The 10,207-nt window shown below is 66.3% G+C and carries 10 protein-coding genes; 7 read left to right on the top strand and 3 right to left on the bottom strand.

Annotated elements, in window-relative coordinates:
* The coding region (locus tag ACH2AT_RS09915) for a 4Fe-4S binding protein (RefSeq protein WP_394965673.1) at nt 1-1,977 on the top strand (1,977 nt) is incomplete at its 5' end.
* A gap of 217 nt (nt 1,978-2,194) precedes the next feature.
* Here ACH2AT_RS09915 and ACH2AT_RS09910 read toward each other — a convergent pair.
* The 3 genes from ACH2AT_RS09910 to ACH2AT_RS09900 form a co-directional block, all read right to left on the bottom strand.
* Nucleotides 2,195-3,160, bottom strand: coding sequence for a helix-turn-helix transcriptional regulator (locus tag ACH2AT_RS09910; protein WP_394965671.1), 966 nt, complete (start codon nt 3,158-3,160; stop codon nt 2,195-2,197).
* 199 nt (nt 3,161-3,359) lie between these two features.
* The gene (locus ACH2AT_RS09905) at nt 3,360-4,757 is read right to left on the bottom strand and encodes a hypothetical protein (protein WP_394965669.1); all 1,398 of its coding nucleotides are present in this window, start codon (nt 4,755-4,757) and stop codon (nt 3,360-3,362) included.
* Between the two features lie 101 nt (nt 4,758-4,858).
* Nucleotides 4,859-5,200 (bottom strand): LysR family transcriptional regulator, encoded by a 342-nt coding sequence (locus tag ACH2AT_RS09900; RefSeq protein ID WP_394965667.1) that lies wholly within the window; start codon nt 5,198-5,200, stop codon nt 4,859-4,861.
* Nucleotides 5,201-5,357: 157 nt separating this feature from the next.
* On the opposite strand from ACH2AT_RS09900, the gene ACH2AT_RS09895 reads away from it, so the two are divergent.
* The 6 genes from ACH2AT_RS09895 to ACH2AT_RS09870 all read left to right on the top strand — a co-directional run.
* A complete protein-coding gene (locus ACH2AT_RS09895) occupies nt 5,358-6,269 on the top strand; it encodes a YeiH family protein (protein WP_394965665.1) in 912 nt (303 codons plus the stop codon).
* Nucleotides 6,270-6,271: 2 nt separating this feature from the next.
* Nucleotides 6,272-7,153, top strand: a complete 882-nt coding sequence (locus ACH2AT_RS09890; protein ID WP_394965675.1) for a YitT family protein — start codon at nt 6,272-6,274, stop codon at nt 7,151-7,153.
* 285 nt (nt 7,154-7,438) lie between these two features.
* Nucleotides 7,439-8,104 carry a Rhomboid family protein gene (locus tag ACH2AT_RS09885; protein WP_394965664.1) on the top strand — a complete coding sequence of 222 codons (666 nt, stop codon included), beginning with the start codon at nt 7,439-7,441 and terminating at the stop codon, nt 8,102-8,104.
* Between the two features lie 134 nt (nt 8,105-8,238).
* Nucleotides 8,239-8,562 carry a cyclic-di-AMP receptor gene (locus tag ACH2AT_RS09880; protein WP_394965662.1) on the top strand — a complete coding sequence of 108 codons (324 nt, stop codon included), beginning with the start codon at nt 8,239-8,241 and terminating at the stop codon, nt 8,560-8,562.
* A complete protein-coding gene (locus ACH2AT_RS09875; protein ID WP_394965660.1) occupies nt 8,562-9,470 on the top strand; it encodes a hypothetical protein in 909 nt (302 codons plus the stop codon). Before ACH2AT_RS09880 ends, ACH2AT_RS09875 begins: the two co-directional genes overlap by 1 nt.
* A 186-nt stretch (nt 9,471-9,656) precedes the next feature.
* A partial coding sequence (locus tag ACH2AT_RS09870; protein WP_394965658.1) for a stage 0 sporulation family protein occupies nt 9,657-10,207 on the top strand: 551 nt, incomplete at its 3' end.

Genomic DNA, 10,207 nt, shown 5'->3' with positions numbered 1-10,207 from the left:
CACCATATGCCCGCCGAGTCCAAGCGCTACATCGCCCAGAACAACATCCAGCTGTACACCATCAACGCCATCGACAAGGCGGTTGAGATCGGCCTGGGCAAGCGCACCAACACCATCCTGCAGTCCGCGTTCTTCGCTCTGGCCGGCGTGCTGCCCCGGGAGGACGCCATCAAGTACATGAAGCAGGCCGCCGAAAAGACCTTCGCCAAGAAGGGCCAGGCCATCGTTGAGATGAACTGGAAGGCCATCGACGCCGGCTTCGACGCCTACCACAAGGTGGAAGTGCCCGCCGACTGGGCCAACGCCGCCGACGACAAGGCCCCCGAGGCTCTGCACGGCAACGCCGCCACCGTGGACATGGTGCGCAGCATCATGGAGCCCGTGGCCCGCATGGACGGCGACAGCCTGCCTGTTTCCGCCTTCGAGAAGTACGTGGACGGCCAGTTCGAGCAGGGCGCTTCCGCCTATGAGAAGCGCGGCGTTGCGGTGAACGTTCCCGAGTGGAACCCCGACACCTGCATCCAGTGCAACCAGTGCGCCTTCGTCTGCCCCCACGCCACCATCCGTCCCTTCGCCCTGACCGCCGACGAGGCCGCCAAGGCCCCCGCCGCCCTCAAGAGCAAGGCCATGAACGGCAAGGGCTGCGAGAACTACGTCTTTGCCATGACCGTCTCTCCCCTGGACTGCATGGGCTGCGGCGTCTGCGTGAACGTCTGCCCCACCGCCGCCAAGGGCACCCTGAAGATGGTGCCGCAGGAGAGCCAGGCCGCCCAGCAGGAGGTCTTCGACTACTGCGTCGAGAACATCCGCAAGAAGGACGGCATGATGCCCGAGACCAGCGTGAAGGGCAGCCAGTTCAACCAGCCCCTGCTGGAGTTCTCCGGCAGCTGCGCCGGCTGCGCCGAGACCGCCTATGCCCGCCTGGTCACCCAGCTGTTCGGCGAGCGGATGTACATCTCCAACGCCACCGGCTGCTCTTCCATCTGGGGCGGCCCCGCCGCTACCTCCCCCTACACCACCAGCAAGGTGAGCGGCCATGGCCCCGCCTGGGCGAACAGCCTGTTTGAGGACAACGCCGAGCACGGCCTGGGCATGTATCTGGGCCAGAAGGTCATCCGCGAGTCGCTGGCTGCCAAGCTGCACGAGCTGGCGGAAGTGACCACCAGCGAGAGCAAGAAGGCGGCCATCGAGGAGTACTTCGCCACCTACGACGACGGCAAGGCCAACACCCCCGCCACCGAGAAGCTGATCGCCGAGCTGGAGGCCGACCCCGACTGCAAGTATTCGAAGGAGATCCTGCCCAAGAAGAACTACCTCTCCAAGAAGAGCATCTGGATCTTCGGCGGCGACGGCTGGGCCTACGACATCGGCTTCGGCGGCCTGGACCATGTGCTGGCCTCCGGCGAGGACGTGAACGTCTTCGTGTTCGACACCGAGGTCTACTCCAACACCGGCGGACAGGCTTCCAAGGCCAGCCAGATCGGCCAGGTGGCGCAGTTCGCCGCCGCCGGCAAGTCCATCGGCAAGAAGAGCCTGAGCGAGATCGCCATGAGCTACGGCTACGTCTACGTGGCCCAGATCGCCATGGGCGCCGACATGAACCAGACCATGAAGGCCATCACCGAGGCCGAGAGCTACCATGGCCCCTCCCTCATCATCGGCTACGCCCCCTGCGAGATGCACGGTGTGAAGGGCGGCATGACCAACTGCCAGGCCGAGATGAAGAAGGCCGTGGCTGCCGGTTACTGGAACATGTTCCGTTTCGACCCCCGCAAGAAGGCCGAGGGCGCCAATCCCTTCAGCCTGGACTCCAAGCCCGCCACCGCGGACTACAAGGAGTTCATCTCCGGCGAGACCCGTTACAGCCGCCTGAAGCTGGCCTTCCCCGAGCGCGCCGAGGCGCTGTTCGATCTGGCCGACAAGAAGGCGAAGGAGCGCTACGAGTACCTGCAGAAGCTGGTCAAGCTCTACGAGTAATCGCATCGCCCGAACGGCACAACAAAAGGACCCCCGCACCCGCGGGGGTCCTTTTTTTCGCGTTTCAATTTGAAAGGGCGGCCTGGGCGCTGGTTTTCCGCGCCGGAGGCTGGCCGGCGCCTGCCCCGCCCGGGCGGAAAAAGGGGCGGGGCGTCCAAAGGGGCGTCCCGCCGCGTGTTTGTTCGGTTTGGAAAAAGCCCGCCGCCGGGCCCGCCTTTTACGGGGCCTGGCCCGCAAGAGGGGCCTGGGCGTCGTAGCCGGCGCGGTAGCCCGCGGGCCAGTAGACCGCGTAGCCCTTGAACGGGGAGGAGCCAAAGGTGTAGTGGGCCGGGAAACGGTCGGCGGAGAGGGACGCGTCCGGGGGGTCCCCCGCCCGGGCGTCCGCCGCGCCGGCGGCGTAGCCCTGCCGGTAGCCGGCCTCCGCGCCCAGGCCGTAGCGCAGCTGCCGCACCGACCAGAAAGCACAGGCCAGAAAGAGGATGACCAGCGCCGCCGCCAGCCCCGCGCCCGCCGCCCCGCGCCGCCGGGACACGGGCCCGGCTTTCGCCTTTGGGGCCAGCAGCTCCCAAAGGCAGCCGGCGGCAAGGCAGGCGAACACCACCGCCAGATAGAACATCCAGCCGTAGTTGCGGCCGGTGAGGGTGTGTTCCATCACCGCCAGCCCGGCGGCGTTGGCCAGGGGGATGGCGGCCAGCGTGCCGGCCAGCAGCGCCCCGCCGGCGCGCCGCCGGCCCAGCAGCCAAAACGCCAGGTGGACAAGGCAGGTCACCGCCAGAACATGGCAGGACTGCATCCAGCCCCAGACGGAGCTTTTGATGCCGGCCAGATAAAAAACCGCTAGGCAGACCAGATACACCGCCAGATACCCGGCGGCGACGGCCGCGCACCCCCGGAGCCGCGCCCCCAGGGCGGCTTTCGCCGCCTGCCGCCGCCGCTCCTGCTCCAGCTTGAGGCGGGCATATTCTTCCAGGCAGGCCGCCGGCTGCTCCTTGGGGCCGGCCAGTTCCTCCAGAGGCGCCTCCAGCAGACCGGCCAGCTTCAGAAGATTTTCGGTGGAGGGGGCGCTTTGGCCGCTCTCCCACTTGGCCACCGCCTGCCGGCTGATCTCCAGGGCCTCCGCAAGGGCGTCCTGGGTGAGGCCCTTTTCCTTTCGCAGCTGCCGGATCTTCTCCCCCATGGTCATGGCGCAGCCCCCTTTCCTCTGCCTTCATTATAAAAAACGGGGCGGGTCTTGTCCATCGACTGCTCCGCAACTTTTGGTTGCGTTTTTGAGAAAATGAGCCTTTTTCACGGCAAGGCCCCCGGCGGCGGGGAGCGCTCTCCCTGCCGCCGGGGGCCTGTTTTCTTTCATCGCCGGGCTCCAAAGGGCTGCCGGCAAACCCTTACGCCTTGCCGTCGCCGCCACAGAACGGGCAGTTGCCGGAGCCGGCGGGCCGGCAGGCGGTGCAGTCCTGCTCCACCCATTTGCCGGTGCCCGCCAGGGCCTTGCGTACTTTGCCGGTGCCGCCGCAGGTGGTGCAGTTGCCGGAGCCGTTGCAGGAGGAGCAGCTGCCGGAGCCGGAGCCGCCGCCGGCGGGGGGCTCGCTCTCCACCTCGCTGTTTGCGGTGGACACCACCGCCAGCAGCTCCAGGGCGCGGGGGGACGTCTCAAATTCCGCCGCGGCGTAGATCACCAGCGTGTCCCCCTCCGCGTACATCACCCGCGTCCAGAGGGCGGTCATGGCGCCGCTCATGCCCCGCACCGGCACCACCCAGCCCTCCTGGCGGTGTACCGCGAACATGCTGGGCCAGGTGTAGCTGGGCTCGTCCTCAAACAGGCCGCCGGCGCTCACCGCGTAGCTGCTCTCGATGATGAACTGCTCCTGGCCCAGCACCCGCCCGCCGGTGAGCTCGCAGGAAAGGGGCAGGTAGATCCGCGCCAGCCGGCCGGAGGTGCTCTCCAGCACCAGCTCCTGGCGCCCCTCGTCGGTGTAGCGCAGGTAGCTGGCGGAGGCGGTGGAGGCCTCGTCGTCCCACAGCAGCATAGCCCTGCCCGCCGCGGCGGTCAGCCGGCCGTCGCTGGTGGAAAAGCTGCCGTCCGCCTCCCGCCACAGCCCCGCCAGGGCGGACTCGCCCACCGGGGTGACGTCCGCCCCCTCCTGGCCGTAGCGGTAGCCCCCGTCCAGGCCGGTGAGGGAGGGGTCGAACCACAGGCCCCCTTTCAGGGTGCTGCCCTGGGTGGTGCCATAGAGGGACAGGTCACACATGGTCTTGCTGAAAGTGCCCGTCACCTTGTGGCTGGCGGGGGCGTTCTCGCCGGTGTACACCAGGCAGAAATCAAAGAACAGGTCGCCGCCTATCACTTCGTAGTAGGGCTCGCCCTCCTGCCGGAAGTCGTACTCGCTGCACAGCACATCCACATAGCTTTCCAGCGCCGCGTAGCAGCTCTTGTTCCCCTTGTAGCTTCGCACTTTCTGGCCGTCGGAGGTGTTCTCCTTGCCCACCTCCAGGCCGGTGCCGTAGCTCTCCAGAGCCATGAACTCCCCCGGCTGGCGGGCGGCCACCGCCTCTTCGTCCAGCGGGTCGGCCACCAGCTGCCGGCCGCTCTGGCCGTTCTGGCCGTTCTGGCCCGGCAGGGAAAAGCTCCAGTTCTTGTCCTGGGCGCCGGCCTCGGTCAGGGTCTCCTCTCCGCCCGAAAGGCCGCCGCCCTGGCCGGCAACGGTCTGGGAAGCGCCGCCGCCGCAGCCCGCCGCCGAAAGGGCCAGGCAGAGCGCCAGCGCGATGCAGATCATTCGCTTCATGTCAGTATCCTCCTTACGTGGCAGAAAAACAAGCCGGCCGATCATTGTGGACATATTGTAGCACAGGAGGCCGCCGGGGCCGTCCAACCCCTTTCCGCCCCTCACAGCCCGGCGCAGAGGGTCCGCACCCGGTCGAACAGGCCGCTCTCCCGCCGGGCCAGGGGGCTGTCCGGCAGGGTGACAAAGGCAAAGGGCCGGGTCAGGGAAAAGTCCCCCGCCTCCAGCGCCGGCAGCCGATTCGCCAGCCGGTAGAACCGCTCCCCCGCCCCGGTCAGCGCCAGCCGCCGCCCCTCCTTTACAAACAGCTTCGCCCCGTACTCCGCCTCCAGCGCCCGGATGTGCTGGGTCACCGCCGGCTGGCTCAGATGCAGCGCCTCGGCGCAGCGCAGGGTGGTGCCCGCCTCCACCAGCGTCACAAAGGTGTACAGCTTCGGGTCGATCATCCCGTCTCCCTCCAAAACATAAGCAATTCTTATAAGTTGGCAAATATATCTAATTGGATTTTATATAAAAACCGCCGTATAATCAAGGCGCAGCGCCCCGGACGGGGCGGAAAAAACAAAAAAGCGGGGAATGGGACATGGCGGCAAGGGCAAAGGAATGGGCGGTAAAAAGGCTCCCGGGTTCGGGGCCTGTCTGGTGCTGGGGCTGCTGGCCCAGGCCATTGCGAAGCTGGCGCCGGCGTTGGGGGCGGCGCTGTTCGCCATCGCCCTGGGCATGGTGTGCGGCAACACCTTTTTGAACAGGCCGGCCTTTGACGAGGGCTTGAAATTCTCCGAGCGCAGCCTGCTGGAATATTCCATCGTGCTCACCGGCGGCACCCTGGTGCTCAGCGACATCCTGGCGCTGGGGCTGGGCGGGGTGGCGTTCATCCTCTGCCAGATGGCCCTCACCGTCGCGGCGGCCTACCTGATCGGCCGGCGGTTCGGCTTCGGGCGGCGGTTCTGCCTTTTGATGGGCGCGGGCAACGCGGTGTGCGGCTCCAGCGCCATCGCCACCGTGTCGCCGGTGGTGGGGGCGAACAGCAAGGACAAGGGTATCTCCATCACCATCGTCAATGTCACCGGCACGGTGCTCATGGTGCTGCTGCCCCTGGTCACCGGCCTTGTCTACGGCCACGCCATGCTGCCCACCACCGCCATGATCGGCGGGGTGATGCAGTCCATCGGCCAGGTCATCGCCGCCGCCGGCCTGGTGGGGGCGGAATACGTGCCGGGGGCCACCATCTTCAAGATCGTGCGCATCGTCTTCATCGTGCTGGTGGCGCTGGCGTTCTCCCGCCTCAACCCCGAGGAGGAAGGCAGCCTCTTCGCTGACGGCAAGGCTTCGGGCGGCGTCAAAGCCGGCGTGCCCTGGTTCATCATCGGCTTTTTCATCCTGGCGGTGCTCCCCCAAAAAAGGGAGCGCCGCTTTTTGCTGCCCGCCGCCCGCCCTTGGGCGCCGCTTTTCATTTGCCCCGGCATACGATATAATGGAACTGTATCCCGCAAAAAAAGGAGGGGTCTCCATTGACCATGAAGCGCGGAACGTCCCGCTGGAAGGAACTTGCCACCGACCTGGCCTTTGACCTGGCGGGCAGCCTGCTCTACGGGGTGGGGGTCTACACCTTCGCCCTCAAGGGCGGCTTTGCCACCGGGGGCCTGTCGGGCATGGCCCTCATCATCAACTATCTGTGGGGCCTGCCGGTGGGCATGGTCACCCTGGCGCTGAACGTGCCCCTGGTGCTGCTCACCTGGCGCACGCTGGGCCACGGCTTTTTCCTCAAAAGCCTGCGCACCATGGTCATCAGCACCGTCATCATCGACTTCGTGCTGCCCCTCTTCCCCGTCTACGAGGGCAGCCGCCTGCTGGCAGCGGGCTTCAGCGGCGTGCTGATGGGCGCGGGGCTCTCCCTTATTTATATGAGAGGCTCCTCCACCGGCGGGTCGGACTTCCTCATCCACGCCGCCAAGCGCAAGGCCCCCCACATCAGCTTCGGCAACCTCAGCCTTGCCATCGACGCGGCGGTCATCCTGCTGGGCATCCCCGCCTTCGGCGACATCGACGCCGCGCTCTACGGCATGGTCAGCGCCTTCGCCCTCACCATCGTGATGGACAAAATCATCTACGGCGCGGGCAGCGGCAAGCTGGTGCTGGTCATCACCAACGAGGGCCAGGCGGTGAGCCGGGCCATCGACGCGGCGGTGGAGCGGGGCAGCACCCTGGTGGACGTGACCGGCAGCTATTCCGGCCTTGCCCGGCGGATGGTGATGTGCGCCTGCTCCAACAACGAGGTGTTCAAGGTGCGCACGGCGGCCCACCGGGTGGACCCCGGGGCGCTGGTGATGATCTGCGAGGCCAGCGAGGTGTTCGGCGAGGGCTTCCGCGCCCCGGAAGTGGGCGAAAAGACCGGCTGAAACCACATCAATTCTCCATTTTTCTTGCAAACGGGGCCCATTCCATTTACAATGTGTATAAACCCCGGCTTTCCACAGAAATGTTGAAAACTCTGTTGAAAGTGTTAAAAACCTCTGCTCAACCCATTAGTTTTCAACATTCGGGGCGGAAAATTCAAGGCCCATTAACTTTTTGTTGAATGGAAAGCCCCAAAATGCCAAAAATGCGGGTGAAAGTGCCCCCGCAGGCTCGCACAACAAAAAAACAACACGCGGCCCCGGCCGCCCCAAAGGAGGACACACGCCATGAACTGGCTGGCAAAAATGCAGTACCGCTACGGCCGCAAAGCGCCGAGGAACCTGATGCTGGTGGTGGCCGGCGGGCAGATCGCCGCCTGGCTGGTCATCATGCTGGTGAACAGCAATGTGTATTATCTGTTGCAGCTCACCCGGTCGGGCCTTGCCCACCTGCAGCTGTGGCGGCTGGTGAGTTTCGTGTTCAGCCCCTCCCTCACCATGAACCCGCTGTTTTTCGCGCTGGAAGTCTACCTCGTCTACTGGATCGGAACCTCGCTGGAGCGGGCCTGGGGGGCCTTCACCTTCGACGCTTACTTCCTGCTGGGCATGGCGGGGGCCTGGGTGGCCTGCCTGCTCACCGGCTGGGGCAGCAGCGAAGCGCTGTTCTACTCCCTCTTCTTCGCCTTCGCCTGGCTCTTCCCGGATATGCAGCTGATGCTCTTCTTCGTGCTGCCGGTGAAGGTGAAGTGGCTGGGCTGGATCGCCGGCGGCCTCTATGTGCTGCAGGTGGCGTTTCTGCTCATCGCCTTCCAGTTCACCCAGGCGCTGGCCACCGTGCTGGGGCTCGCCAACTTCCTCATCTTCTTCGGGCCGGACATCTTCCGCCGGCTGAAAAATGACGCGGAGACCCGCCGGCGCCGCCGCGAGTGGGAGAACCAGTGGCGGGGCCGCTGAAAAAACACGCCGCACGCGGCGCGCCGGGGAGCCGGCGCGCCGTTTTTTGTGGAAATCCGCGGCGGAGTGTGGTATAATGAAAGCACAAAAACAGGCGCCGCCCCCCGTGGCGGGGCCAAAAGGGGGTATAGTCCATGAAACTCATCACTGCCATCGTCAACAAAGAGGATGCGAAACAGGTCTGCAACCACCTCATCCAGGAGGGCTTCTCCGTCACCCGCCTGTCCACCACCGGCGGCTTTCTGATGGCCGGCAACATGACCCTGATGATCGGCACCGACGATGAGAAGGTGGAACCCTGCATCCAGATCATTGCCCAGCACTGCAAGCAGCGCACCGAGGTGGTGCCCAGCACCGCCAGCTACGGCATCGGCGTGGCCACCGCCTATCCGCTGCAGGTCACCGTGGGCGGCGCCACCATCTTCGTCACCAATGTGGAGCGCTTCGAAAAGCTGTGATGCTCGGCCGCATCCGGGGCAACGAAGCCTTTAAAGACAGCGTTCAGGCCGCCCTGCAGGCAGGGCGGCTTTCCAATAGTGTGCTGCTTTGCGCCGAGGAAGGCTGCGGCGCGGGCTTTGCCGCCCGCTGCCTCGCGGCCGATTTCCTCTTCCCCAAAGGGGGCGCCGCCGCCGAGGCGGTGCTGGCCGGGCGCAGCAGCGAGTGCATCGAGGTGCGGGGCCAGGGCCAGCGGGGCGAGATCCTGGTGGGCCAGGCCCGCCAGGTGCGCGGCCTTGTTTACGAGACCGCCCTCTCCGCCGCGGGGCGGGCGGTCATCTTCTACGGCGCGCACCGCATGAACCCCTCCGCCGCCAACGCCCTGCTGAAAGTTCTGGAGGAGCCCCCTGCCGGGGTGCTGTTCATCCTCACCGCCCCCAGCGCCGCCGCCGTGCTGGCCACCATCCGCAGCCGCTGCGGCCTGTTCCTGCTGTGCCCGGTGACTGCGGCCCAGTGCGAGGCCTATCTCAAGGAAAACTGCCCCGCCTGCCCCGACGCGGCGCTGCTGGCCCGGGTCTACGCCGGGCGCATCGGCCCCGCCAGGGCCGCCGCCACCGACCCCGCCGCCCGCCGCAGCCTGGACGCCGCGCTGGAACTGGCGAAGGCCGTGGGCAGGGCCGACCGCTATGAGGCCATGCGGCTGCTGGCCGCCTTTGAAAAGGACCGCCCCGCCGCCGCCCGCCTGCTGGAGGACCTGGCCTGCGTGGCCGCCGCCGTGCTGGAAGGGGCCGAAGGCCTGGGCCTTTCCCTTGCCGCCGCCGCCCGCTGCGCCGAAGGCTGCGGCGAGGTGCGCCGCGCCATGGACCGCAGCCTCAACCAGAAGCTGCTGTTCACCCTGCTGGCGGCGAAACTCTGCGAGGCGGCCGGCTGAAGCCCGGCCCTGCGTTTCTGTGCGCTTTTTTCGCCCGGGCCGTTCCCGGCGCGGCTCGTGTTTTCCGCACGGGCGGACGGGCTGCCCTCCCAATTTTTCCTTCCCTCTTTCGCCCTTGCCCAAAACCAGCCGCGGGCAGGGGACCTGACACCCACGCCCGGCGGCCGGGCAAAGAGAGTTGACCCCATGAAAAAAGTCATTTCAGTGCGCTTCAAGGCCAGCGGAAAGGCCTATTATTTCGACCCCACCGGCTTCGACGTCAGGGAGGGGGACTATGTGGTGGTGCAGACCGCCCGCGGCACCGAGTGCGGCGAAGTGGTGGACGGCCCCCGGGACGTGCCGGACAGCCAGGTGAGCCGTGAGCTCAAGCCCATCCAGCGGATGGCCGACTCGGTGGACGTGCGCCGGATGGAAAAAAACCGGGCGGACGAAAAGGCCGCCTTTGAGCTGTGCTGCGAGCGCATCGCCGCCCACAAGCTGGAGATGAAGCTGGTGGAGGCGGAGTATAACCTGGACCGCTCCAAGATCCTGTTCTACTTCACCGCGGACGGCCGGGTGGACTTCCGGGAGCTGGTGAAAGACCTGGCCAGCGCCCTGCACACCCGCATCGAGCTGCGGCAGATCGGCGTGCGGGACGAGAGCAAGATGAAGGGAGGCCTTGGCATCTGCGGCCAGCCCTTCTGCTGCAGCCGCTTTTTGAAGGACTTCCAGCCGGTGTCCATCAAGATGGCCAAGGA

This window comes from Candidatus Allofournierella excrementigallinarum, assembly GCF_944388085.1.
GTDB classification, from domain to species: Bacteria; Bacillota; Clostridia; order Oscillospirales; family Ruminococcaceae; genus Allofournierella_A; species Allofournierella_A excrementigallinarum.
Note: the sequence above shows the minus strand (reverse complement) of the source record. Positions and strands in the feature narration are given on the sequence as shown.

Excerpts from the sequence above, each read along its gene's own strand:
- ACH2AT_RS09910 (WP_394965671.1), bottom strand. The coding sequence starts at position 3,160 with ATGACCATGGGGGAGAAGATCCGGCAGCTGCGAAAGGAAAAGGGCCTC.
- ACH2AT_RS09905 (WP_394965669.1), bottom strand. The coding sequence starts at position 4,757 with ATGAAGCGAATGATCTGCATCGCGCTGGCGCTCTGCCTGGCCCTTTCG.
- ACH2AT_RS09900 (WP_394965667.1), bottom strand. The coding sequence starts at position 5,200 with ATGATCGACCCGAAGCTGTACACCTTTGTGACGCTGGTGGAGGCGGGC.
- ACH2AT_RS09895 (WP_394965665.1), top strand. The coding sequence starts at position 5,358 with ATGGGCGGTAAAAAGGCTCCCGGGTTCGGGGCCTGTCTGGTGCTGGGG.
- ACH2AT_RS09890 (WP_394965675.1), top strand. The coding sequence starts at position 6,272 with ATGAAGCGCGGAACGTCCCGCTGGAAGGAACTTGCCACCGACCTGGCC.
- ACH2AT_RS09885 (WP_394965664.1), top strand. The coding sequence starts at position 7,439 with ATGAACTGGCTGGCAAAAATGCAGTACCGCTACGGCCGCAAAGCGCCG.
- ACH2AT_RS09880 (WP_394965662.1), top strand. The coding sequence starts at position 8,239 with ATGAAACTCATCACTGCCATCGTCAACAAAGAGGATGCGAAACAGGTC.
- ACH2AT_RS09875 (WP_394965660.1), top strand. The coding sequence starts at position 8,562 with ATGCTCGGCCGCATCCGGGGCAACGAAGCCTTTAAAGACAGCGTTCAG.